Annotated in this window: 26 protein-coding genes; 13 read left to right on the top strand and 13 right to left on the bottom strand. The window is 63.1% G+C overall.

Translation table 11 applies throughout. The features are described from left to right. Nucleotides 1–4: 4 nt before the first annotated feature. Genes ACO77H_RS24725 through ACO77H_RS24715 form a run of 3 tightly spaced genes read right to left on the bottom strand, consistent with a single transcriptional unit; the run spans nucleotide 5 to nucleotide 2990 of the window. Complete coding sequence (locus tag ACO77H_RS24725; protein ID WP_432754684.1) at nucleotides 5–973, bottom strand: lysylphosphatidylglycerol synthase domain-containing protein; 969 nt, start codon at nucleotides 971–973, stop codon at nucleotides 5–7. Beyond that, the gene (clsB, locus tag ACO77H_RS24720) at nucleotides 970–2214 is read right to left on the bottom strand and encodes a cardiolipin synthase ClsB (protein ID WP_432754683.1); all 1245 of its coding nucleotides are present in this window, start codon (nucleotides 2212–2214) and stop codon (nucleotides 970–972) included. Before clsB ends, ACO77H_RS24725 begins: the two co-directional genes overlap by 4 nt. Continuing rightward, on the bottom strand, nucleotides 2211–2990 hold the full coding sequence (locus tag ACO77H_RS24715; RefSeq protein WP_432754682.1) for an endonuclease/exonuclease/phosphatase family protein: 780 nt from the start codon (nucleotides 2988–2990) through the stop codon (nucleotides 2211–2213). The genes clsB and ACO77H_RS24715 overlap by 4 nt, the downstream gene beginning before the upstream one ends. 304 nt (nucleotides 2991–3294) lie before the next feature. On the opposite strand from ACO77H_RS24715, the gene ACO77H_RS24710 reads away from it, so the two are divergent. Continuing rightward, entirely contained in the window at nucleotides 3295–4179 is an 885-nt protein-coding gene (locus ACO77H_RS24710) for a sugar nucleotide-binding protein (RefSeq protein WP_169951349.1), read from the top strand. A gap of 165 nt (nucleotides 4180–4344) precedes the next feature. On the opposite strand, the gene ACO77H_RS24705 is transcribed toward ACO77H_RS24710, so the two are convergent. From ACO77H_RS24705 to ACO77H_RS24685, 5 genes are all read right to left on the bottom strand, one after another. Then, entirely contained in the window at nucleotides 4345–5043 is a 699-nt protein-coding gene (locus ACO77H_RS24705; RefSeq protein ID WP_029299417.1) for an OmpW/AlkL family protein, read from the bottom strand. A 230-nt stretch (nucleotides 5044–5273) separates the two neighbouring features. Continuing rightward, complete coding sequence (locus tag ACO77H_RS24700; protein ID WP_169951347.1) at nucleotides 5274–5792, bottom strand: DUF3299 domain-containing protein; 519 nt, start codon at nucleotides 5790–5792, stop codon at nucleotides 5274–5276. Between the two features lie 11 nt (nucleotides 5793–5803). Next, complete coding sequence (locus ACO77H_RS24695) at nucleotides 5804–7069, bottom strand: ABC transporter permease (protein WP_432754681.1); 1266 nt, start codon at nucleotides 7067–7069, stop codon at nucleotides 5804–5806. Between the two features lies 1 nt (nucleotide 7070). Further along, nucleotides 7071–7781 carry an ABC transporter ATP-binding protein gene (locus tag ACO77H_RS24690; RefSeq protein WP_432754680.1) on the bottom strand — a complete coding sequence of 237 codons (711 nt, stop codon included), beginning with the start codon at nucleotides 7779–7781 and terminating at the stop codon, nucleotides 7071–7073. Nucleotides 7782–7916: 135 nt separating this feature from the next. Further along, complete coding sequence (locus ACO77H_RS24685) at nucleotides 7917–8510, bottom strand: DUF2796 domain-containing protein (RefSeq protein WP_432754679.1); 594 nt, start codon at nucleotides 8508–8510, stop codon at nucleotides 7917–7919. A 135-nt stretch (nucleotides 8511–8645) separates the two neighbouring features. Here ACO77H_RS24685 and ACO77H_RS24680 point away from each other — a divergent pair, with 135 nt between their 5' ends. Next, nucleotides 8646–8993 (top strand): hypothetical protein, encoded by a 348-nt coding sequence (locus ACO77H_RS24680; RefSeq protein ID WP_169951339.1) that lies wholly within the window; start codon nucleotides 8646–8648, stop codon nucleotides 8991–8993. On the opposite strand, the gene trxA is transcribed toward ACO77H_RS24680, so the two are convergent. From trxA to ACO77H_RS24665, 3 genes are all read right to left on the bottom strand, one after another. Further along, a complete protein-coding gene (gene trxA, locus ACO77H_RS24675; RefSeq protein ID WP_169951337.1) occupies nucleotides 8990–9862 on the bottom strand; it encodes a thioredoxin in 873 nt (290 codons plus the stop codon). The two genes, ACO77H_RS24680 and trxA, sit on opposite strands and share 4 nt — an antisense overlap. A gap of 111 nt (nucleotides 9863–9973) precedes the next feature. Then, a complete protein-coding gene (locus tag ACO77H_RS24670) occupies nucleotides 9974–10630 on the bottom strand; it encodes a class I SAM-dependent methyltransferase (RefSeq protein WP_170041645.1) in 657 nt (218 codons plus the stop codon). Next, entirely contained in the window at nucleotides 10627–11082 is a 456-nt protein-coding gene (locus ACO77H_RS24665) for a YbaY family lipoprotein (RefSeq protein WP_169951333.1), read from the bottom strand. Before ACO77H_RS24665 ends, ACO77H_RS24670 begins: the two co-directional genes overlap by 4 nt. Nucleotides 11083–11221: 139 nt before the next feature. Between ACO77H_RS24665 and nrdR the strand changes: the two genes are divergently transcribed. The 11 genes from nrdR (at nucleotide 11222) to ACO77H_RS24610 (ending at nucleotide 19451) form a co-directional block, all read left to right on the top strand. After that, entirely contained in the window at nucleotides 11222–11686 is a 465-nt protein-coding gene (nrdR, locus tag ACO77H_RS24660; RefSeq protein WP_057439031.1) for a transcriptional regulator NrdR, read from the top strand. Further along, nucleotides 11683–12819 (top strand): bifunctional diaminohydroxyphosphoribosylaminopyrimidine deaminase/5-amino-6-(5-phosphoribosylamino)uracil reductase RibD, encoded by a 1137-nt coding sequence (gene ribD / locus ACO77H_RS24655; protein ID WP_432754678.1) that lies wholly within the window; start codon nucleotides 11683–11685, stop codon nucleotides 12817–12819. The genes nrdR and ribD overlap by 4 nt, the downstream gene beginning before the upstream one ends. Nucleotides 12820–12866: 47 nt before the next feature. Continuing rightward, nucleotides 12867–13541, top strand: coding sequence for a riboflavin synthase (locus tag ACO77H_RS24650; protein ID WP_169951329.1), 675 nt, complete (start codon nucleotides 12867–12869; stop codon nucleotides 13539–13541). Nucleotides 13542–13556: 15 nt separating this feature from the next. Further along, complete coding sequence (gene ribBA / locus ACO77H_RS24645; RefSeq protein WP_169951326.1) at nucleotides 13557–14648, top strand: bifunctional 3,4-dihydroxy-2-butanone-4-phosphate synthase/GTP cyclohydrolase II; 1092 nt, start codon at nucleotides 13557–13559, stop codon at nucleotides 14646–14648. A gap of 90 nt (nucleotides 14649–14738) precedes the next feature. Continuing rightward, on the top strand, nucleotides 14739–15215 hold the full coding sequence (ribH, locus tag ACO77H_RS24640; RefSeq protein WP_003176356.1) for a 6,7-dimethyl-8-ribityllumazine synthase: 477 nt from the start codon (nucleotides 14739–14741) through the stop codon (nucleotides 15213–15215). Next, nucleotides 15212–15712 (top strand): transcription antitermination factor NusB, encoded by a 501-nt coding sequence (nusB, locus tag ACO77H_RS24635; protein WP_029299437.1) that lies wholly within the window; start codon nucleotides 15212–15214, stop codon nucleotides 15710–15712. The genes ribH and nusB overlap by 4 nt, the downstream gene beginning before the upstream one ends. An 18-nt stretch (nucleotides 15713–15730) precedes the next feature. Further along, nucleotides 15731–16696, top strand: a complete 966-nt coding sequence (thiL, locus tag ACO77H_RS24630; protein ID WP_432754677.1) for a thiamine-phosphate kinase — start codon at nucleotides 15731–15733, stop codon at nucleotides 16694–16696. Nucleotides 16697–16762: 66 nt separating this feature from the next. After that, the gene (locus tag ACO77H_RS24625) at nucleotides 16763–17491 is read left to right on the top strand and encodes a substrate-binding periplasmic protein (RefSeq protein WP_169951322.1); all 729 of its coding nucleotides are present in this window, start codon (nucleotides 16763–16765) and stop codon (nucleotides 17489–17491) included. A 129-nt stretch (nucleotides 17492–17620) separates the two neighbouring features. Next, the gene (gene ribA, locus ACO77H_RS24620; protein ID WP_170041649.1) at nucleotides 17621–18238 is read left to right on the top strand and encodes a GTP cyclohydrolase II; all 618 of its coding nucleotides are present in this window, start codon (nucleotides 17621–17623) and stop codon (nucleotides 18236–18238) included. Further along, nucleotides 18235–18654 carry a nuclear FMR1 interacting 1 family protein gene (locus ACO77H_RS24615; protein ID WP_169951318.1) on the top strand — a complete coding sequence of 140 codons (420 nt, stop codon included), beginning with the start codon at nucleotides 18235–18237 and terminating at the stop codon, nucleotides 18652–18654. Before ribA ends, ACO77H_RS24615 begins: the two co-directional genes overlap by 4 nt. Beyond that, complete coding sequence (locus ACO77H_RS24610; RefSeq protein WP_169951315.1) at nucleotides 18654–19451, top strand: cobalamin-binding protein; 798 nt, start codon at nucleotides 18654–18656, stop codon at nucleotides 19449–19451. Before ACO77H_RS24615 ends, ACO77H_RS24610 begins: the two co-directional genes overlap by 1 nt. 146 nt (nucleotides 19452–19597) lie before the next feature. On the opposite strand, the gene ACO77H_RS24605 is transcribed toward ACO77H_RS24610, so the two are convergent. Together ACO77H_RS24605 and dxs are read right to left on the bottom strand one after the other, a co-directional pair. Further along, the gene (locus ACO77H_RS24605; protein ID WP_432754676.1) at nucleotides 19598–21493 is read right to left on the bottom strand and encodes a TonB-dependent receptor domain-containing protein; all 1896 of its coding nucleotides are present in this window, start codon (nucleotides 21491–21493) and stop codon (nucleotides 19598–19600) included. Nucleotides 21494–21628: 135 nt separating this feature from the next. Then, nucleotides 21629–23527 (bottom strand): 1-deoxy-D-xylulose-5-phosphate synthase, encoded by a 1899-nt coding sequence (gene dxs, locus ACO77H_RS24600; protein WP_170041652.1) that lies wholly within the window; start codon nucleotides 23525–23527, stop codon nucleotides 21629–21631. Between the last annotated feature and the right edge of the window lie 85 nt (nucleotides 23528–23612).

Below are 23612 nucleotides of genomic sequence, written 5' to 3'. Positions count from 1 at the left end.
CGTTTCACGCCGGTGTTTTTTTCACCCGCAAGGCCTTGGCCTTCGCCTCCACCGCGAGGTACATCACCAGGGCGATCAGCAGCGGCAAGATAAAATAGATCGCCCGGTAGGCAATCAAACCGGCGAGCAAGCTGCCCCGTGAGGCCTCATGTTGCAGCAGCGCGATAAACACCGCCTCCAGCACGCCAAGGCCGGCCGGAATGTGCGTGACCACGCCGGCAATCGCACTGATCAGCAACACCCCCAGCACCAGCGGGTAGTCCAGCTTCGCCGGCAACAAGGTGAAAATCACCGCTGCCATCAGCGACCAGTTCAGCGCGCCGAGCGCCAGTTGCAGGCACGCCATGCGTAGCGACGGCAGGTTGATCTCGATCCCGCGAATCGACCAGGCGCGCTTCTTCGAGAACTGACAGGCAGCCAGATAGCCGAGGCTTGCCAATACCAGCAACACCCCGACACCTTGCAACGCGCCACTACTGAGCTTCCAGCCCGGCGGCATGGTCACCAGGCCGCTGCTGAACACCACGCCGGCCAGGGCCATATAGCCAAACCAATTGGTGGCCAGGCTCAAGCCAAGGATTTTCGCGATGTTGCCGTTGCTCACCCCCAGCCGCGAATACAGCCGATAGCGCATGGCAATCCCGCCGACCCAGGCGCTGAGGTTGAGGTTGAACGCATAGCTGATGATGCCCACCGGCAGGATCTGTTTCCAGCGCAAGGGCTGGCGGATGTAGGTTCGGCCGACCAGGTCAAAGCACGCATACACGAGGAAACTGCACAGGGTCAGCCCGGCTGCGATCCACAGGGTGCGCAGCTTGAAGTCGCCGAGGGTGTCGAACACTTCGCTCCAGTCGATACGCCGCGCGAGCAGGGTAAACAGCACAATCAGCAGCACAAAGAACGCGACGGTCAGCGGCTTCTTCCACCGTTTTAACGCATGGGGGCGGGCATCATCCGCGCGGGCTTGGCTCATGGATGCACAAAGGGTTTCAAACGCGGTTTATGCGCGGGCAGCCAGCCGGTCCAGGCCGGGAAATGGCGCAGCACATGGAACACCACAAACCCCACGGTCACCCGCCATAACCAGCCGCGGGGGCTGCGGTTTTCCGGCATGGTCTTGCAGTGGTTGCGGCTCAGGTCTTGCAGGCGCTCGAACAACAGTTGATTGAACCCTCGGTCACGAATCAGCACGTTGGCTTCCAGGTTCAGCGACAGGCTCAACGGGTCGAGGTTGCTCGAGCCCACGGTGCTCCATTGCTCATCCACCAGGGCCACCTTGCCGTGCAGTGGGCGCTGGCAATACTCGTGGATCACCACGCCTTCCTTGAGCAGATAGTCGTAGAGCATGCGCGCCGCCAGCTTGGCCAGCAGCACGTCCGGCTGGCCCTGCATGATCAACTGCACCTGCACGCCGCGCCGTGCGGCATTGCGCAATTCGCGCAGCAGGCGATAACCGGGAAAGAAGTAGGCATTGGCGATCACCACGCGTTGGCGGGCGTGGCGCAGGGCGTGCAGGTAGGCTTCTTCGATATCCGAGCGGTGTTGCAGGTTATCGCGGTAGATCAGGCGCACCAGGCCGTCACCTTCCTCCGCAGCCCAGGCAGGTTGTTGCCGGCGCCGCCAACCGCGCCGCATGCGCACCGGGCGGCCGCTTTGCGCGAGGGCAAAGTGATGCAGGTCCGCCACCGCCGGCCCGATCACCTGCACCGCATAATCCTGCTTGGCCTCGGGGCCGAAGTCCGCCAGATGGTCGGCGGAAAAATTGATCCCGCCGATAAACCCCACCGCCGCGTCTACCACCACGATCTTGCGATGCAGGCGGCGAAACCAGTTGGTACGAACCCCCAGGGTCTTGGGCGCCGGGTCGAACATCTGCACCGTGACCCCGGCCTGGGCCAACTCGCCGAGAAACCCGGGGCTCAGTTCGCCGCAGCCAAAGCCATCGAGGCTGACCACCACCTTCACCCCACGCTGCGCGGCTTCGATCAGAATCCCGTGCAGTTCATGGCCGACCTTGTCTTCGAACAGAATAAAGGTCTCCAGGAGAATTTCCTGGCGGGCCAGGCGCAGGGCCTCGAACACCTTGGGGAAGTACGCCTCGCCGTTTTCCAGCAATTGCACCTGGTTACCGGCCTGCCAGCCGTAGTCCAGATCCCTGGCCCTGGCGTCATCCGGTGGCTGGTCGGTGGCGATGTGTTCCACGGCGCTGTTCATAACTCAATCTCCACCGACAGCGGCGCGTGATCCGACAGGTGCGACCAGGGGCGCGCCGTCAGCACTTGCGGCTGATGGGCCTTGAGGTTGCGCACATAAATGCGGTCCAGCGCCAGCAGTGGCAGGCGCGCCGGGAACGTACGCGCCGGCTTGCCGTGGGCCTGCACGAACACTTCCTTAAGGCCGCTGCGGCTCAGGTCGGCCTGCTGGCGCCAGTCATTGAAGTCACCGGCGACGATCAGCGGCGCTTCGCCGGGAATCTCGGCAACCCGCTGGGCCAGTAATTTCAGCTGTTGTTGGCGGTGCACCTCGCGCAAACCCAGGTGCACGCAAATGACATGTACCTCCTGGCCGGTGCCGGGCAGGCGCAGGATGCAATGCAACAGCCCGCGGCTTTCGTGGCCGCTCTGGGAGATGTCGAGGTTGTCATAGCGAATGATCTGGAATTTCGACAGCAGCGCATTGCCATGGTCACCATGGGGATACACCGCGTTGCGCCCGTAGGCGAACTGCGGCCAGATGCTGTCGGCGAGAAACTCATACTGGGGCATGCTCGGCCAGTTGCTGTAGCGCCGGGGATGGTGCTCATGGGTGCCATGCACCTCCTGCAGGAACACCACGTCGGCCGCCACACCGCGCACCGCCTCGCGCAACTCCGGCAGGATGAAGCGTCGATTGAGGGCAGTGAAGCCCTTGTGGGTATTGACCGTCAGCACCTTGAAGCGGGTGATGGCAGCGCTGGGCGTGACAGGCACCCATTCTGGAATCACAGCCATGGTGGCTCCCGTGGGTTGGCGGGGCAGTGGCCTCCGTTCGTTAACGGCTGACTGTGGTGCTGGCGCGAAAGTTTCGACGATCCTACCAACGGCACTCCCTCTGAAGGCGCCTGAGCCTTGTGCCGTCAATCGCGCAGCGCGTGCCACAGATTGAAGAGGAAGCAGCGCCACTCAACGCCACTTAGTAAGTGACGGTTGCGCTACAAACCCGCAAAATGCAACGATTCTGGCAAATACTAACGGCACGGCATCAACGCCTGTCGATAATAGCCATCGTTCCAAACAGACCGGGCCTGCTCAATCTATGCGAATGCGCCTTATGTTACTGGGCGGCGGGAATGCCCTCGGGCAGGCGCTGATTCGCCTCGGTGCAGAGGAAGATATCGGTTTCCTCGCCCCGCGCCCGCCACAAGACGGCTGGGATGCCGCCAGCCTTACCCAATTGCTCGACGACACCCGTCCCGATGCCTTGATCAATCTCGCCTACTATTTCGACTGGTTCCAGGCCGAAAGCGTGAACGAGGCGCGCCTGGCCGGGCAGGAATCTGCTGTCGAGCGCCTGGCGGAACTGTGCCAGCACCACAACATCACCCTGCTGCAACCGTCCAGCTATCGGGTGTTCGATGGCTCGCGCGCCACCGCCTACAGCGAAAAAGACGAACCCGTGCCCCTGGGCCTGCGCGGCCAGGCGCTATGGCGCATTGAGCAAAGCGTACGCGCGACCTGCCCGCAACATGTGCTGCTGCGCTTTGGCTGGTTGCTCGATGACAGTGTTGACGGCGCGCTCGGGCGTTTCCTGGCGCGTGCCGAGAAACCCGAGGAGTTGTTGTTGGCCGATGATCGACGGGGCAACCCGACGCCGGTAGACGATGCGGCACGGGTGATTATCTCGGTGCTCAAGCAACTCGATTGTGCGGCGCCGTTGTGGGGCACCTACCATTACGCGGGGCAAGAGGCGACCACCCCTGTGGCGCTGGGCCAGGCGATCCTCACCGAAGCGCGTAACTTCCATGCGCTGGCGGTCGAAGCACCGACAGCCCAGGCCCACGCCGCGCGGCCAGATGCCGCCGACGAACCGCAACACGCAGTGCTGGCCTGCAAGAAGATCCTGCATACATTCGGCATCAAGCCACGGGCGTGGCGTGCGGGGCTGCCGGCGTTGCTGGACCGCTTCTACCGGCATCACTAGCTGACAGAACGCAAAAAAATGTGGAAGCTGGCTTGTGTAGGAGCTGGCTTGCCTGCGATGCAGACACCTCGGTCTATCAAAGACACCGAGGCGATGCTATCGCAGGCAAGCCAGCTCCTACACAAGCCAGCTCCCACATTTTTTGTGGCGTTTATTAAGCCAGGTTTAGAACTTGTAGCCGATACCCACCATGTAGACCATCGGATCCACGTCCACATTGACCTTGGCACGAGTACCCGCCGCCAGGGCGTTGTTGTCCACGGTGGCTTTGGTGCTGATGTCGATGTAGCGCACCTGGCCGTTGATCATCCACTTGTCGTTGATCATGTAGTCCGCACCGATCTGCGCGGCCCAGCCCCAGGAGTTCTCGGCCTTGAAGTTGCTGAAGCCTTCGCCCTGGGCGCGGCTGCCGACGTGTTCGTCATAGATCCAGGTGTAGTTGATACCGGCACCGACGTAGGGCTGGAACGCCGACTTGCTGTCCAGTGGGTAGTACACGACGCTCAGGGTTGGCGGCAGGTGCTTGAGGGTACCAAGCTTGCCGTTGGCGGCGCCGAGGGCGGTGTTCTTGATCTTCACATCATGCTCGAACGGCGTGGCCGCCAGCAGCTCGATACCGACGTGGTTGGTCAGCATGTAGGCGAAGTTGAGGCCCAGTTGCGTGTCGCTGCTCATGGTCGCCTTGCCGCCCAGGTTGGTGCCGGCCAATGGACCCTGGTCAACCTTGACGCTGCCGCTGTCGGCCTTTGGGTTAACGGTGATGGCACCGGCGCGAACGAGGATGTCGCCAGCTTCGTGGGCATGGGCGAGAGGGGCGGCGAGTGCAAGCGCGAAGAGGGAAGCGCTGAGCAGTGACTTGTGCATGGGTGGCTCCAAAGGACGTTTTTAGTTGGCTGTGTCCAATGGTAAAGATCGCTGCGGCGGGGCTTTTGACTCAGCTCAATGAAACGGTGATCAGCCAAGTCCGCCGCCAATCAACAGTGTGGGAGCGGGCTTGCCCGCGATTGCAGACTGTCAGTCGCTGCATTTGTCGCTGACCCACCGCCATCGCGGCGATGCGGCGACCCGACAAGCCCCACATTTGATTGGTGGTGCTATTCCGGCAACTCATAGATGTAGATCTTCTCGGCCTCCATCTGATAGCCAGCATCTGCCAATTCGCTGGTGGACGGCTTGACCTGCATCTGGCCTTCGATCCAGTACGGCTGGTACAGCTCTTCCAGCTTCACGCCGATCTCGCTGCGCACATGCACGATCTGGTTCGACGGCGGTGGCGGCACATGGATGCAGGCGCCGAAGTACGGCACCAGCAGGAACTCGGTGGTGCGGCCTGCCTCGCTGACTTCCAGCGGCACGATATAACCCGGCAGGCGGATATGCTGGCCGTTGAGGGTCGCCACCACCGGCGCGTTGGGCAAGTCCTGCCTGGCCGCTGGCGCGGCTTCCGCCGACAGGGCGTCGGCCATGTTCGACAGGTCGTGCAGCGGCGTCATATTCGGCACTTCCACCGGCGCATCCGGCGGAATCATTTCTTGCCACGACAAGTCCCGGGGCGCCTCGGCCCAGGCGGGCAGGGCCGCCATCAATAACAGCGCAAGCAGGGCACGGCGCATCAAAGCCTTCCTCATAAACGGATCGACAGACCATCGGCCAACGATTGGCGATAGGCGCGCCAGGCCGGCACGCTGCCCATCAGCAGGGCAGCGGCCAGGATACCGGCGAGCAGCGTCCATTCATACGGGCTGGGCAGCGCCAGCGGCAGGTCCAGGCCGTAATTGGCCTGCAAATAGCCACGGGACGCGGCGATGCACACATACAGCAGGCCGACCCCCGCGACCACTCCGGCCAGTGCCAGGGCGAACGCCTCGAAAACCAGCAGGCTCGCAATGTGCCACGGCCGTGCGCCCACTGAGCGCAGGATCGCCATTTCCCGGCGGCGCTCGTTGAGGCTGGTGAGGATTGCGGTGAGCATGCCGATCAACCCGGTCAGCACGACAAACAGCGAGATCACGAACAGCGCTTTTTCGGCGGTGCCCATCATGCTCCACAGCTCTTGCAGGGCCACGCCGGGGAGGATCGCCAGCATCGGTTCGCCACGGAATTCGTTGATCTGCCGTTGCAGGGTAAAGGTCGAAATCTTGTTGTTCAGCCCCAGCATAAACGCGGTGATGGCTTGCGGCGTGAGGTCCATGTTACGCGCCTGGTCGGCACTGATCCGGCCCTTGCCCTGGGCCGGCACGCCGTTGTGCCAGTCGATGTGGATCGCCTCCATGCCGCCGAGGCTGATGTGCAGCGTGCGGTCCACCGGGGTGCCGGTGCGTTGCAGGATACCGACCACGGTGAACGGCTTGTCATCGTGCTTGACCAGGCTGACCACCGCCACGCCGTGGGCCAGCACCAGCTTGTCTCCGAGCGTGTAGTGCAGGGCGTCGGCCACTTCGGCGCCGAGCACCACTTCAAACGGGTCGGTATCAAACGCGCGGCCACTGGCCAATTGCAGGTTTTGCTTGCGGCCGTACTGGTAATGCTCGAAGTAGGCCCGAGTGGTGCCCATCACCCGGTAGCCGCGATGGGAGTCGCCGAGGGACATGGGGATTGCCCATTTCACCTGCGGGCTGGCGGCAAAGTGCTCGAAGCTGTCCCAGCGGATGTTGTTGGTGGCGTTGCCAATGCGAAATACCGAGTACAACAGCAGGTTGACCGAGCCGGAACGGGCGCCGACGATCAGGTCGGTGCCGCTGATGGTGCTGGCAAAGCTGGCGCGGGCCTCGGTACGCACGCGCTCTACCGCCAACAACAGGCACACCGACAGGGCGATGGCGAAGGCGGTGAGGATCGCGGTAAAGCGGCGGTTTGCCAGGCTGGCCATGGCTAGACGGAACAAATACATCTCAAACCTCGAGCGGCGTGGCGGCGCGATTGAGCTCGGCCAGCGACAGGTTGCGGTCGAACAGCGAAGCCAGGCTCTGGTCATGGCTGACGAACAACAGGCTGGCGCCCGCCTCGCGGCATTCGGCGAACAACAGTTGAAGGAAGGCTTCCCGGGCGTCGTGGTCCAGGGCCGAGGTCGGTTCGTCGGCGATCACCAGTTCCGGCTGGCCGATCAATGCCCGGGCGGCGGCCACCCGTTGTTGCTGGCCGATCGACAGCGCATCGGCGCGGCGCCCGAGCAAGTCAGGGTCCTTGAGACCCAGGTGTGCGAGCAGGGTCGCGGCGGCCTGGCCGACACTGCCATGGCGCTGGATCGCCCGCTGCGCGCGCAGCTTGGAGAAGTGGCAAGGCAGTTCGACGTTCTCGCGGACCGAGAGAAACGGCAGCAGGTTGAACTGCTGGAAGATATAGCCGGTGTGGTCGACCCGAAACCGATCACGGGCGCCGGCCGACAAGTCGGTCAACTCCTGGCCCAGCAGGCGGATGCTGCCACGGCTGGGTGTCTGCACCCCGCCCAGCAGGCCGAGCAAGGTGGTTTTGCCGCTGCCGCTGGGGCCCTTGAGGAACAGGGTTTCCCCCGGCTCCAGGCGAAACGCCGGGATGTCCAGCAACTGCGGGTGACCGGGCCAGTTAAAGCCCAGGTCGGACAGTTCGATCAGTGCTTGGGTCATGGGAACTCAATATCACCTGCAGAGCGCGGTCACCTGTGGGAGCTGGCTTGCCTGCGATGCAGACGACGCGGTGTATCAGTGACACCGCGTCGATGCCATCGCAGGCAAGCCAGCTCCTACATCAACCGTGTGGGGTCAGAATTTCAGGGTCGCGGCAGCCGCCGTTGCTTCAACACCCTGCTGGCCGCTTGGGCCGATCAGTTGTACCTGAATTTTCTGGGTGGCGGGGAAGGTCTTGAAGATGTTCGCCAGGTCGAGATTTTTCAGCGCAGTGGGGCTGGCGCAGGTGAACTGGTAGTGAGCGTGGATTTCACTGTGATCGTGGTCATGGGCGGCCGCGCCTTTGCCATCGGTGGCGTGGTCATGATCATCGTCTGGCTTGTCGCCAAACAGCGGGCTTTCCAGCTCCTGGGTGCTGACCACGCAACCGGCAGCCTTGGGCAGGCTGAACAGCACCAGCGGTTGTTCCAACTGCTTGCGGGCGGCAGCGACCTTGGCTTTGTCGGCGTCGGTGGTGGCCAGGTGTTCGAAACCCACCAGGTTCATCGCCGGGCTTTCCAGCTCCAGTTCCAGCGCCTTGCCGTCCAGCACCGCATTCAGGCGGCCAACGCCGTGTTCGTGGGCGTCCAGGCTGCCATGTTCATGGTCATGATCGTGGTTATGTTCGTCGGCGGCCTGGGCAGCCAGTGGCAACAGGGCAAACGGCAAAGCGAGCAACAGGCGGCGCATAGGGAGACTCCAGGGCGTGAATGAAGATTTTGTTATGTGATCTTATAACAAAAGTGTCGAGAGTTTGACCCTCTGCTTGGCGTTGCGCAAGACGCGTGGGAGCATGCTCGTCAGAAAAGTGCTGGAGGACGAGCAATGATGCGAATTCGTGGAACCATCGGCGAGCTGCCCGTGGACTTGACCCTGGAGCTGGACGACAGCGATTGGGCGCGGTTGGGCGTGCACCTGCAGACGGCCACGCCGGCGCCGGAGGCAGTGCCCGCCGCTGCGCCGGTCAATCAGGATGAAAACCTGTGGCAGGCCGCCCAGGACCTGCTGCGCGAGGCCGGGCAACTCAGCGGGTTGGAGTTGTCGGATCGCCTCGAAGCGCTGGCCGGCAGCGCCCAGGCCGGCAAGCGCCTGCTGGTGCGCTTGCGCCATAGCGCCAAGGTGAAGGTGTCCAGCGGCGGGGATACGCCGCAGTACAGTTGGATCGCGGATTAGTACAGCGCGGCAAACAACTTGCGGCGATACACCGTGACCAGCGGGTGGTCGTTGCCCAGCAACTCGAACACTTGCAGCAGCGTCTTGTGCGGCAGGCCTTCGTTGTAGCTGCGGTTGCGGATAAACAACTTCAGCAAACCTTCCAGCGCCGCGTCGTATTGCTGGCGGGCCAATTGCTGCACGGCCAGTTGATACGCCGCTTCATCGTCTTGCGGGTTCTGCGCCAGGCGCGCCTTGAGGTCAGCGGTGTCCGGCAGGTCGGCCGCCTGGCGCAGGAAAGTGATCTGCGCCTTGGCGCCGGCGAGGGCCGCCTTGTGCGCGTCGCTCTTGACCGCATCGAGCACGGCCTGCGCTTCGCCCAGTTCGCCACGCTCGGCCAGGCAGCGGGCGTAAAGGATCAACGCGGCGGCGTTGGTGTTGTCTTCACCGAGCAAAGCCACCAGCACCGCCTCGGCCTCACTGATCCGGCCTTCGGCAAACAGCGCCTGGGCCTGTTCCAGCGGATCCGCCTCAGCCGGTGGCGGCATCTGCACATGGGGCTCCAGCAGCGCGCGAATCTCAGACTCAGGCTTGGCCCCGGCAAACCCATCCACCGGCTGGCCGTCCTTGAACAGCACCACGGTCGGCAGGCTGCGGATACCAAAACGCGCGACAATATCCTGCTCGGCTTCGCAATCGACCTTGGCCAGCAGCAACTCGCCCTGATAACTCTCGGCAATCTGCGCCAGCAACGGCATCAACGCCTTGCACGGCGCACACCATTCGGCCCAGAAATCCACCAGCACGGGTTTGTGGAACGAGTTTTCGATGACCGCCTGGTCGAAGGTGGCGGTGGTGACATCGAAAATGTAGGGCGTGGGCTCACTCATGGGGTATCTCGAAGAAAGCGGGAATGGGGCAACTATAAGGCTTGGTGGGGTTGGCTGAAAGCGTGGGCAGGTCAAACAGGCTTTGTAGGCGCCGGCTTGCCGGCGATGGCCTCAAGACCTGCGCGAATGGTACAGACTCACTTTACGAAACTCCCAAGGTTCCGCCAGGTCCGGCAGCGTCAGCGCCTCGAGGATCCCCAGCCGTTGGTAATCGGGATGTTGGAAATCGCGTACCCGCGAATCGGCGACCAATGCTTGCCGTCCGCGTGTGAGAAATTGATCCAGCAGCGGCAGGTTCGCCCGGTCGTACAGCACGTCGGCCACCAGGATCAGGTCGAAACGATCGGCTTCGGCAAAAAAATCCGCCGAATAACCCAGCGTTACGCCATTGAGTTGCGCATTCGCACGGCAGGCGCCGAGTGCCAGTGGGTCGAGGTCGCAAGCCACCACTTCCAGGGCGCCGGCTTTCACGGCGGCAATCCCTGCCACCCCGGAGCCGGCGCCAAAATCCAGGACGCGCTTGCCCGCCACCCACTCGGGGTTGGCGGCCAGGTAGCGGGCCAGTGCCAGGCCACTGGCCCAGCAGAAGCTCCAGTAGGGCGGCTCATGGAGGATGCGCCGAGTTTCTTCGGGGCTGAAGGCGCGGTCCATGTTGTCGGCGTCCAGCAGCCACAACGACAGGTCGGTGCCCGGTAACGGGCAGGGCACCAGTTGCGCGTCGCCGATCAGTTCGCTCAAGGCCCGTTGCAGGTGCAGCGGTGGCGTCATGGTGCGCGAACGAGTTGCAGCGGCCCGGTGGTCTGGGTGATCGGCTGTTGGATGCGCACCGCCGGCAGGTGCAGGATCAACTGCCCGGACTGGCTGGCACGCCCTCGCAGCTCAACGCGGGCACCGGCGGGGAACGCTTGCGGGTTGAAGCGCAGGCGAAAGGCCAGCGGTTTGTTGTTGCCGATCAGCACGCTGCTGGCCAGCAGTTGTTGCGGGCGGCTGCGGTCGTCGATCACCAGCAGTGCCAGTTCCACTTCGGCGCCGGCCGGTACGCCGTTGAGGGTGCCGCTCACTTCACGCTGGTAGGCCGGCAATGGCCCGAGCGGTTCCTGGCCGGGGATTTTTTTCTCTTGTTGCGGCGTGGGTTGCGGGGCCGCTGGTTTTGGCGCTTCGCTGCTGCACGCGACCAGGAAACTGAACATTGTGAGTAAAACCAGCGGTCGTAACGGCATGTACGGCTCCAAAAAGGGCAAAAATCCGTGAACTAAACATAAGAAACATAATAGTCAGCCTATATACCGTAAAGGCTATGGCTTGTCTTGCCACGGGGATGCGCTACCATGGCCCTCCCTTTTTTTGTTGCCTGCCACCATGCACTGTCCCTTCTGCGGTGCCAACGACACCAAGGTCATTGACTCGCGTCTGGTCGCCGAGGGCGATCAAGTACGTCGCCGGCGCGAATGCCTGGCCTGCGGTGAACGTTTCACCACCTTCGAAACCGCCGAACTGGTACTGCCACGCCTGATCAAGTCCGACGGCAGCCGCCAGCCCTTCGACGAAGACAAATTGCGCGCCGGTATGCAGCGCGCCCTGGAAAAACGCCCGGTGAGTGTCGAGCGTCTGGAGGCGGCGCTGGCGCATATCAAGCACAAGCTGCGCGCGACCGGCGAGCGCGAGGTCAAGAGCCTGGTGGTGGGAGAACTGGTGATGGGCGAGCTGCAAAAGCTCGACGAAGTTGCCTACATTCGTTTCGCCTCGGTGTATCGACGCTTCCAGGACCTCAACGAGTTCCGCGAAGAGATCGACCGCCTGGCCCGTGAGCCGGTCAAAGAATGAACCCTCCTTCTGCAGAACAGGCTGTGCTCGACGCCCATTACATGGCCCGCGCCCTCGAATTGGCGCGCAAGGGCCTGTACACCACCCATCCCAACCCTCGGGTCGGCTGCGTGATTGTGCGCGATGGGCAGATTGTCGGCGAAGGCTGGCACGAGCGCACCGGCGAGCCCCATGCCGAGCCCAACGCCTTGCGCGCCGCTGGCGACAAAGCCCGCGGTGCCACGGTGTACGTGACGCTTGAACCGTGCAGCCATTATGGTCATACGCCGCCCTGCGCCGATGCGCTGGTGAGCGCTGGCGTGGCACGGGTGGTCGCGGGTATGCAGGACCCGAACCCGGAAGTGGCCGGGCGTGGCATGCAGCGCCTGGCCCAGGCCGGTATCGAGGTGCTCAGCGGCGTGCTGGAAAGCCAGGCGCGTGCCCTGAACCCAGGGTTCCTCAAGCGTATGGAACATGGCCTGCCGTTTGTGCGGGTCAAGCTGGCGATGAGCCTGGACGGCCGCACCGCGATGGCCAGTGGCGAGAGCCAATGGATCACCGGCCCCGCCGCCCGCGCCGCCGTGCAGCGCCTGCGTGCCCAGGCCAGTGTGGTGCTGACCGGTGCCGATACCGTGCTGGCCGATGGTGCGCGCCTGACCGTGCGTGCCGCCGAACTGGGCCTGGATGCCGAAACCACGGCCCTGGCCATGTCGCGCCCACCGCTGCGCGTGCTGATCGACGGTCGCCTGCGGGTGCCGCTCAATGCGCCGTTCTTCAAGGCCGGGCCGGCCCTGGTCATCACCTGCGTGACCCCGGAGAACCAGTTCCCCCGTGGCCCGGAATGCCTGGTGGTGCCGGGTGTCGACGGCCAGGTCGACCTGCGCTCGGCGCTGGTGGCGCTGGCGGCCCGTGGCGTCAACGAGGTGCTGGTGGAAGCCGGCCCAAGCCTGGCAGGCGCGTTTGCCCAGCAGGGCCTGGTGGACGAGTATGTGATTTTCATCGCCGGCAAGTTCCTGGGCTCCGCCGCCCGGCCTTTGCTCGACTGGCCGCTTGAGAAACTGGCCGACGCCCCCCAACTCAAGATCACTGAAATGCGCGCTGTAGGCGACGACTGGCGAGTCACTGCCATACCTGTGCCAGCAGCGAGCGTATAATTCCGACCGGGCGCCCAGGCGCCCGTACCGTTTTCCAGGAGAAGGCCATGTTCACCGGCATTATCGAATCCATCGGCAGCATCCGCGCCATGACCCCCAAAGGCGGCGACGTGCGCCTGCTGGTTGAAACCGGCAAGCTGGACCTTGGCGACGTCAAGCTGGGCGACAGCATCGCCGTCAGCGGCGTGTGCCTGACCGTCATCGAACTGCCGGGCAATGGCTTTGCCGCCGACGTCAGCCGGGAAACCCTGGACTGCACCGCGATGAATGACCTCAAGGCCGGCAGCCCGGTCAACCTGGAAAAAGCCCTGACCCCGACCACCCGCCTGGGCGGCCACCTGGTCAGCGGCCATGTCGACGGCGTCGGCGAAGTAGTGGCACGCAGCGAAAACGCGCGGGCCGTGGAATTTCGCATCCGCGCGCCGAAAGAATTGGCCAAGTACATCGCCCACAAAGGCTCGATCACCGTCGACGGCACCAGCCTGACCGTGAACGCCGTCAATGGCGCCGAATTCGAACTGACCATCATTCCCCACACCCTCAGCGAAACCATCATGGCGTCTTACCAGCCAGGTCGCCGGGTGAACCTGGAAGTCGACTTGCTTGCCCGTTACCTGGAGCGCCTTCTGCTTGGCGATAAGGCCGCAGAGCCAAGCCTTTCTCAAGGGCCGAGTAACATCACCGAAAGTTTTCTGGCCGCTAACGGCTACCTGAAATCCTGACCAAGGGGGTGCCGCGTGGCGCTCAATAGCATCGAAGAACTGGTTGAAGATATCCGCCAAGGCAAGATGGTCATCCTGATGGATGACGAAGACCGCGAGAACGAAGGCGACCTGATCATGGCCGCCGAGTTGTGCCAGCCTGAACACATCAACTTCATGGCCAAGCACGCCCGTGGCCTGATCTGCATGCCCATGAGCCGCGAGCGCTGCGAACTGCTCAAGCTGCCGCTGATGGCACCGCGCAATGGTTCTGGGTTTGGCACCAAGTTCACCGTCTCGATTGAAGCGACCACCGGCGTGACCACCGGCATCTCTGCCGCTGACCGCGCCCGCACCGTGCAAGCCGCGGCTGCCAAAGACGCCAAAGCCGAAGACATTGTCAGCCCTGGCCACATCTTCCCGCTGATGGCCCAGCCCGGTGGCACCCTGGCCCGTGCCGGCCATACCGAAGCTGCCTGCGACCTGGCGCGCATGGCCGGTTTCGAGCCGAGCGGGGTGATCTGCGAAGTGATGAATGACGACGGCACCATGGCCCGTCGCCCGGAGCTGGAAGCCTTTGCCGCCGAGCACAACATCAAGATCGGCACCATCGCCGACCTGATTCACTACCGGATGATCCACGAACGTACCGTTCAGCGGATTGCCGAGCAGCCGCTGGACAGCGAACTGGGGCATTTCAACCTGGTGACCTACCGTGATTCGGTGGAAGGCGACGTGCACATGGCGCTGACCCTGGGCAACATCTGCGCCGAAGAGCCGACCCTGGTGCGCGTGCACAACATGGACCCGCTGCGCGACCTGTTGATGGTCAAGCAGCCGGGCCGTTGGAGCCTGCGAGCCGCCATGGCTGCGGTTTCCGAGGCGGGCAGCGGGGTCGTGCTGCTGTTGGGTAACCCGGTGGATGGCGACGTGCTGCTGGCGCATATCCGCGAAAGCGCTGACCAGGTGCCGGTGAAAAAACCGACCACCTACAGCATCGTCGGCGCCGGTTCGCAGATCCTGCGTGACCTGGGCGTGCGCAAAATGCGCTTGATGAGTGCGCCAATGAAATTTAATGCGATATCCGGTTTCGACCTGGAAGTAGTAGAATACGTGCCCTCCGAATAAAGGCCGGCGATTGTCGCACCTTGTTCGCGGTTCAAATATCACTAAGGGGCGCGTCAGATACGCGTCCCGGCTCTTTAAGAGATTTGTCGAATGACCCTGAAGACCATCGAAGGTACCTTCATCGCCCCCAAAGGCCGCTACGCCCTGGTGGTTGGCCGCTTCAACAGCTTCGTGGTTGAAAGCCTGGTAAGCGGTGCCGTGGACGCCCTGGTTCGCCACGGTGTGAGCGAAAGCGATATCACGATTATCCGTGCCCCTGGCGCCTTCGAAATTCCACTGGTTGCGCAGAAAGTCGCGCAACAAGGCGAATACGCAGCAATCATCGCCCTGGGCGCGGTCATTCGTGGCGGCACCCCGCATTTCGAATACGTGGCTGGCGAGTGCACCAAGGGCCTGGCCCAGGTGTCCATGGAGTTCGGCGTGCCAGTGGCCTTCGGCGTCCTGACTGTTGATTCCATCGAGCAAGCCATCGAGCGTTCCGGCACCAAGGCCGGTAACAAAGGCGCTGAAGCTGCCCTGTCCGCGCTGGAAATGGTCAGCCTGCTGTCGCAGTTGGAGGCCAAGTGATTTCCGACGAGAGCGATCGTTTCAACCCGCGCGAGCCACGTCCTGCGGACGCCGGCAAACCATCGAAGAACGAAAAGCGCCGGGCTGCCCGTCAGTTGGCGACCCAGGCGCTGTATCAGCGTCAGATGGCGGGTACTTCGCTGAACGAAATCGAAGCGCAGTTTCGCGTCGACAACGATTTTACCTTCGCCGACCTGCCGTACTTCCACGACATCCTGCACGGTGTGCATGCCAATCTGAGCGAGATCGACACAGCCCTGGCACCCTGCCTGGACCTGACCCTCGAAGAGCTGGACCCGGTTGAACTGTGCGTGATGCGCCTGTCCACCTGGGAGCTGCTCAAGCGCGTTGACGTGCCTTACCGCGTAGTGATCAACGAAGGTATCGAACTGGCTAAAGTCTACGGTTCGACCGACGGTCACAAGTTCGTCAACGGCGTGCTCGACAAGCTGGCCCCGCGCCTGCGTGAAGCCGAAGTGAAGGCGTACAAGCGCTAACCTGCGCTTGGCTCCCTGATGGGCGAGTTCGAGCTGATCCGCACCTACTTCGCCGCCGCGCCCTGTGCGCAAGGCGGCGAGGGCATTGCCCTGGGGATCGGCGACGACTGCGCCTTGCTGGCGGTTCCCCCCGGGGAACAGCTGGCAATCTCCACCGATACCCTGGTGGCCGGCGTGCACTTTGCCGACCCCTGCGACCCGTTCCTGCTCGGCCAGCGCTCGCTGGCGGTGGCAGTCAGCGATCTGGCGGCCATGGGCGCCAATCCCCTGGCCTTTACCCTTGCACTCACCCTACCGACGGTCGCGGCCGATTGGTTGCAGCGCTATGCCCAGGGTTTGAACGCCATGGCCCAACGCTGCGGCGTGGGCCTGGTGGGCGGCGATACCACCCGTGGGCCGCTGAGCCTGACCGTCACCGTGTTTGGCCGTGTCCCGGCGGGCCTGGCGTTGACCCGCAGTGGCGCGCAGCCGGGCGACCTGCTGTGTGTCGGCGGCGAGCTGGGCAATGCGGCCGGGGCCTTGCCGTTGGTGTTGGGCCAGCGTAGTGCCGCGGCGGATGTCGCCGAACCGTTGCTGGGCCATTACTGGTCGCCGCAACCGCAGTTGGCCCTGGGCATAGCGTTGCGTGGCAAGGCGACGTCTGCGTTGGATATTTCCGACGGCCTTCTAGCCGATTGCGGGCATATCGCCAAGGCGTCCGGCGTAAGCCTGGTGATCGAGCGGCAACGGCTGCCGCTGTCGGCGGCGCTGCTGGCCTTTCTCGGCGATGACGGTGCGCGGGCTGCCGCCTTGAGCGGTGGCGACGATTATGTCCTCGCGTTCACCCTGCCGCCCGCTGAGCTGGCGCCGTTGCTGGCCGACGGTTGGCCGGTGCAGGTTGTCGGGCGTGTGGAAGCGGGGGCGGGCGTCAGGCTGCTGGATGCCCGCGGCCACGACATCACCCCGGCCGTGCGCGGCTATCAGCATTTTCGCCAGGCGCCGTGACACGGCGGGCTGCGCTACCCTTTACAGCGTTGTAGAACAGATCGCTTTTCCCAGGAGGACGTCATCATGGGGCTACGTCGCTGGTTGCTGATCCTGCTGTGTGTTGTCGCGCCTGGCGTATGGGCCGATGACAGCTCTGAAGTGCCCAGCCAGATCCGTCTGGCCAGTGAAACCTGGAATGACTACACCAACGCCGACGGCAGCGGCCTGGCCTGGGATGTGTTGAGGGAAATCTTCGAGCCGGCCGGGGTCAAGGTCAAGATTCGCAGCGTGCCCTACACCCGCTCAGTCGGCCTGGCACGGCGGGGCGAAGTGGATGCCTGGGTCGGCTCCTATCATGATGAAACCGAAGGCGTGCTGTACGCCCGCTGGAACTATGACGCCGACCACATCTACGCCCTGGGCCTGGCGGGCAGCCCCGTACCGACCCTGGTGACCCTGGGTACTTACCGCCTGGCCTGGGTGCGCGGCTACAAGTACGAGGAGTACCTGCCCAATATTCATCGTTTCAACCAGATCGAGCGTCGTGGCGGGATTTTGCCGATGCTCCAGCACGGGCGGGCCGACTTCTACATCGATGCCCTGGCCGAATTGAAATACATCCTGGGCCAAGCCGACGACCCGTCCGCGTTCAAGCTCACGCACATTGCCGAACTGCCGTTGTTCCTGGGGTTTACCGACAATGAGCGGGGGCGGGCGCTGATGGCGTTGTTTGACCAGCGCATGGAGGCGCTGGTGAAAAGTGGCGAGTTGAAACCGATTTTCCAGCGCTGGAATCAGCCGTATCCGTTTTGACGCCCATAGAACCAAGGCAAAGGCCAATCGAACCGATTGATCTTTATCAGCGATAATTCAGCTTAAGCGTCTGTAGGAACGTGCTGTTACAATGCCTGCCTCTGTGAAATCTGAAATCAGGAGCACACGGTGCCCGTCGTTTTCGTCGCTGCTTCCAAGCTGCCTACCCCTTTTGCCACGTTTACCATGCATGGCTTTCTTGAAAAAGCCTCCGGGCGCGAGCATGTCGTGCTCAGCCTGGGCGATGTGGCCGATGGCGCCCCGGTCCTGGGCCGCGTGCACTCCGAATGCCTGACCGGTGACGCACTGTTCAGCCAGCGCTGCGACTGCGGTTCGCAACTGGAAGCCGCCTTGCAAGCCATCGCCCGTGAAGGCCGTGGCGTGCTGCTGTATCTGCGCCAGGAAGGCCGGGGCATTGGTTTGCTGAACAAGATCCGCGCCTACGAACTGCAAGACGGCGGCGCCGACACCGTAGAAGCCAATGAGCGCCTGGGCTTTGCCGCCGATCAGCGCGACTACGGCATCTGCCTGCCGATGCTCGAACACCTGGGCATCCAGTCCCTGCGCCTGATGACCAACAACCCGCGCAAGGTCAAGGCCTTGACCGAGATGGGCATCACCGTTGCCGAGCGCGTGCCGCTGCACACCGGGCATAACCCGCACAACAAACTCTACCTGGCGACCAAAGCCAGCAAGCTCGACCATATGATGGGCAACGAGCATCAGGGCGAGGTCGACCGGGCGTGACGCGCGGCCAGGTCAAGCGGCGGCTGTCCTTCAGTTGGTGGCAGTACCTGGCGCTGGCGTTGCTGCCGTTGTTCGTGATCAACCTGGTGTTTGGTCAGGGCGAGCCGCTGTTGCCAGTGTTGGCGATGCCGTTCTTTATCGCCGGCGTTGCCTCGATGTTTGCCAGCCTGCGTTACTTCCATGGCTATAAACATGCGCTGATTGCCACCTCCAAGGCTCTGGATACACCTGAAGAGCCCGCCGCCTGGATCACCCTCGCGGCTCGTCGACGCACGGCGCTGCTGGTCGCGGCGTTCCCGGCCTGGATCGGTGCGCTGGCCGTGTTCGTCGGCCTGGAGGCAGTGCCGCTGTTTCTCCTGGCCTTGTCGACCCTGGTGCTGTTCTACCTCTATCGCATCCCGCGTCAGCTCGGTTGATGCGCTTGTGGCTGGCGGTTCTGCTGCTGGCCGCCAGCGCGTCGGCGGCGGCGGTCGAGCGGGTGGTCAGCCTCGCACCGTCCCTATCTGAAATCGTCGTTGAGCTGGGTGCGAGCGATCTGCTGGTGGGCGTGCTCGACGGCGGCGAACGGCCTGACGCGCTGCGCAATGTGCCCTCGGTGGGCCGTTATGGGCAGTTGGATCTGGAGCGGCTGCTCAGCCTGCAGCCTGACTTGTTGCTGCTCTGGCCCGGCAGCGTCGGCCCCGCCCAGCGCGAGCAGCTCAAGCGCTTGAACATCCCGATCTACGTCGCCGAACCCCATAGCCTTGAACAACTGAGCAGCCAGGTCGAAGCCATCGCCCAACAGTTGGGCCGCGCCGAAGCCGGTCGCCAACTGGCCGACCGCTTGCGTCAACGCTTGGCCGAGTTGCGCCAGCGTTATCAGCGTAGCGAGCCGTTGCGCGTGTTCTACCAGGTCTGGAACCAACCGCTGTACACCGTGGGCGGTGGGCAGATCATCAGCGATGCGCTCAGCGTATGTGGCGCGCGCAATGTGTTTGACGACCTCAAGTTGCCAGCCCCGCAGGTCAATATCGAGTCGGTGTTGCAGCGTGATCCCCAGGTGATCCTGGCGGCGGATCAAGCGCAACTGGACGACTGGAAGGCCTGGCCCCAGGTGGCGGCGGTGGTCCAGGGGCGCTTGCTGATCGTGCCGGATAAAGGGCTGGAGCGGCCCAGTGGGCAGATGGTGGAGGCGGTGGCGAGGTTGTGTCAGGTGATTGCGCCGAACCGCTAAGACCGCTATCGCAGGCAAGCCAGCTCCCACATTTGACTGTATTCACACATCAAAAGGTGGGAGCTCCGCAGTGCAGAATATTTTGGCCACACCACAGAACAAATGTGGGAGCTGGCTTGCCTGCGATGGCGTCGGCCCGGATAACCTCAGAGCTGCGGCGTCCACGTCACCCCAAGCATCCACGTCCGGCCTTCTTCGCGGTACGGCTGGTTGTTCGCGAAGTTCGGATCGTCATAGCTGTACCACGCCCGTGTATAGCGGCGATCCAGCAGATTATCGACCTTCAGCGACAGCGCCACTTCCCGATTCAGCGCCCAACCGCTGCGCAATCCCACCAGGTAATAGCCCGCTAGCCGGTTCTGGTTGTCTTCGGCGTCGTAGCTGCTGCTGATGGCCTGCCAACTGGCGCCCAGGCTCAATTGGTCGAACTGCCGATCCAGGTCCAGGTTCAGGGTGCGCCGGGCACGACGGGCCAGGGTGTGGCCGCTGTTGCGGTCGCGCGGGTCGATGATCGACAGGCCGAGGTTGCCCTGCCAGCCGAAGAACTCCTGCTTGAGGGCGGCTTCGAAGCCGTTGATGCGGGCGGTGGCGACATTTTGTGGCTTGCTGCTGGCGTCGAGGATGATCGCGTCTTTCAGGTCGGTGCGGTACAGCGAGGCTTCCAGGCGTGTGCTGTCACTGAGCTGGCTGCGCCATTGCAATTCATAGCTTTTCGATGTCTCTGGCTGCAGGTTCGGATTGCTGTACTGGGTGTCGGGGTAGTACAGGTCATTGAAAGTCGGTGCGCGAAACCCTTCGCTGTAACTCAGCAATACGTCGTTATCGCTGTTGACTGGCAAGGTCAGGGTGCCGCTCCAGCTGTTCTGCCCTCCAAATTGCTGGTTCTGGTCGCGGCGCAGCCCCAGTTCGGTGGAAAACCACTCGCCCTTGAAACGATGCTGGATAAATGCGGCACGGTTCCAGCGGCTGTTTTCGCTGAACGTGGTGCTGCCGTGAAAGCGGTCTTCATACCAATCACCGCCCAGAATCAGGCTGTTCTGCTGGTCGAGCGTCAGGTCGTTCTGCCAGTTGATCGAGTCGCGATAGGTGTTGAACACACTGAAGTCAGTGCTGAGCTTGTCGCGCTTGGTGTCGCGGTTTTCGCTGTGGCCCAGCTCTACACGGGTCTGCCAGGCCTCGTTGAGTTGGGCGTCGATGTAAGCGCTGGCGCTGCTGACGGTGTAGTCGGTATAGGGCTTTTGGCCGACACTTTGCCCCGTGGCGAAATCATAGCGTCCAAAGCTGTTGTCATATTCCGACTTGCCCCGGCTATCCAGCAGGTTAAAACCCACCTCCAGCTCATCGCTGAACTCATGGCTGAGGTTCAAGCTCAGCGACTTATTGCGATAGGCATCATGGTCGCGGTCGCTGGGGAAGGAGGCGTGGCTCCAGTCGATACCGGCCGTGTCATCCAGGCTCGCGCCCAAGTTGAAGCGCGTGCGTTGATCACCGCCCGACAGGCCCAGGCTGCGCTCCCAGGTGTTGTTGCTGCCAAAGCCCAACTTCAGGCGCGGTTGCAGGCCTGGTCCGGCATTGCGTCGGGTAAATATCTGGATCACCCCGCCAATCGCGTCACTGCCGTAAATCACCGAGCGCGATCCGCGCAGCACTTCCACCCGTTCAATCTGGTCGACATTCAAGTATTGCAGGCCACTGTCGCCAGAGGTGGCATTGGCGATCCGCTGGCCATCCACCAGCACCAGGCTTTGCGCCGACTTGGTGCCGCGTATGAAGATCCCCGGCAAACTGCCCCGGCCACCGGTCCGCGCCACTTGTACACCGGGCACGCGGCTGAGCAGGTCGGTCACGCTGGAGGGTTGCAGGCGGTCGATATCGTCGCGAGTGAATACGGTGTTGGCGGCGCTGCTGTCATTGCGCGCCTGCACCTGGCGGTTGGCGCTGATGACCACATCGGGGAGCTTCAGGGCGGCGTCGCGGGTGTCGGCGAGCAGCTCTGGAGTGGGTAGGAGCAGGAGTGGCAGGGCAAGTCGAAGGTGTTTCATGGGCCGTCCATGGGTTCCAAGGCAATACAAAACAAATGTGGGAGCTGGCTTGCCTGCGATGCAGACACCTCGGTCTTTCAGATAGACCGGGGTGATGCTATCGCAGGCAAGCCAGCTTCCACAATTTGATCCGGTTTACAGGCCGAGCAAGGCCATGCGCTGGCGAACCGCAGCCTCGATCCCCGCTTCATCCAGCCCGCACTCAGCCAGCATCTGCGCCGGCTTGGCGTGCTCCACATAAATGTCCGGCAAACCCAGGTGCAGCACCGACTTGAGGATATTCTCCCGCGCCAGGAACTCACTGACTGCCGCACCGGCGCCGCCCATGATGGCGTTTTCTTCAACCGTTACCAGCAATTGATGGCTGCCGGCGATCTCGCGCACCAGGGCTTCATCCAGGGGTTTGACGAAGCGCATGTCGATCACGGTGGCGTCGATTTTTTCCGCCACTTTCAGGGCTTCGGCCAGTTGCACGCCGAATACCAGGAACGCAGTCTGGCTGCCCTGGCGCCGCACGATGCCCTTGCCGATCTCGATCGGCTCCAGGTCTTTCTCGATCAGCGCATTCGGGCCGTTGCCACGGGGGTAGCGTACCGCTGCGGGGCCGTTGTACAGGTGGCCGGTGCTGAGCATCTTGCGCAGTTCGTTCTCGTCGCTTGGGGTCATCACCAGCATGCCGGGGATGCAGCGCAAGTACGACAGATCAAAGCTGCCGGCGTGGGTCGGGCCGTCTTCGCCCACCAAGCCGGCGCGGTCGATGGCGAACAGCACGTCGAGGTTCTGCACCGCCACATCGTGGACAAGCTGGTCATAACCGCGTTGCAGGAACGTGGAGTAGATCGCCACCACGGGCTTGGCGCCTTCGCAGGCCATGCCAGCGGCAAAGGTCACCGCGTGTTGCTCGGCAATCGCCACGTCGAAGTAGCGCAGCGGGAAACGCTCGCTGAACGCCACCAGGTCGGAGCCTTCCTTCATCGCCGGGGTAATGCCCACCAGGCGCGGATCGGCGGCGGCCATGTCGCACAGCCATTCGCCAAACACACCGGAGTACTTCGGCCCACTGGCCTTTTTCGGCGCCGCCACGGGCGCGTCCAGCGGTTCGAGCTTGGTGATGGCGTGGTAGCCAATCGGGTCGACTTCCGCCGGGGCGAAGCCTTTGCCTTTCTTGGTGACGATATGCAGGAACTGCGGGCCCTTGAGGTCGCGCATATTGCGCAGGGTAGCGATCAGGGTCGGCAGGTCGTGGCCGTCGATGGGGCCGATATAGTTCCAGCCCAGCTCTTCGAACAGGGTGCCGGGGACCAGCATGCCCTTGGCGTATTCTTCGGTACGGCGGGCAATTTCCCAGGCGCCGGGCAGGCGGGACAGCACTTTTTTGCTGCCCTCGCGCATGCTGGCGTAGGTGCGGCTGGACAGGATCTTCGCCAGGTAATTGGACAAACCACCGACATTGCGCGAGATCGACATGTCGTTGTCGTTGAGGATCACCAGCATGTTGGCGTCCACTTCCGGCGCATGGTTCAGCGCTTCAAACGCCATGCCGGCTGTCAGTGCGCCATCACCGATCACGGCAATCGCCTTGCGATCGCTGTTTTGCAGACGGGCGGCAATCGCCATGCCCAGGGCTGCGCTGATCGAGGTGCTGGAGTGGCCGACGCCAAAGGTGTCGTATTCGCTCTCGGAGCGGCGCGGGAAGGCGGCGATGCCGTCCTTCTGGCGCAAGGTGGCCATGCGCTCGCGGCGTCCGGTGAGGATTTTGTGCGGATACGCCTGGTGGCCCACGTCCCACACCAGCCGGTCGTCCGGGGTGTCGAATACGTAATGCAACGCGATGGTCAGCTCGATGACGCCAAGGCCGGCACCAAAATGCCCACCGGTCTGGCCGACCGTGTAGAGCAATTCCAGGCGCAACTCATCGGCCAGGGTTTCCAGCTCGGCTTCACCCAGGCGGCGCAGGCCGGCCGGCGTGTTAGCACGGTCCAGCAGAGGCGTGGTCGGGCGCTTGCGGGGAATCTCTTGAAACGTCGTGGGCATCAGGCGAATCGTTATAGGTATAGAAGAGGCGGCAGTTTACCTCAAGCATCGCAAACTGCCCACGCAGAGCACCGAACTTGGCCGA

Origin of the sequence: Pseudomonas sp. WMBT8 (genome assembly GCF_050916005.1) — a bacterium.
Taxonomy (GTDB): domain Bacteria; phylum Pseudomonadota; class Gammaproteobacteria; order Pseudomonadales; family Pseudomonadaceae; genus Aquipseudomonas.
This window is presented reverse-complemented; position numbering and strand designations above follow the sequence as displayed.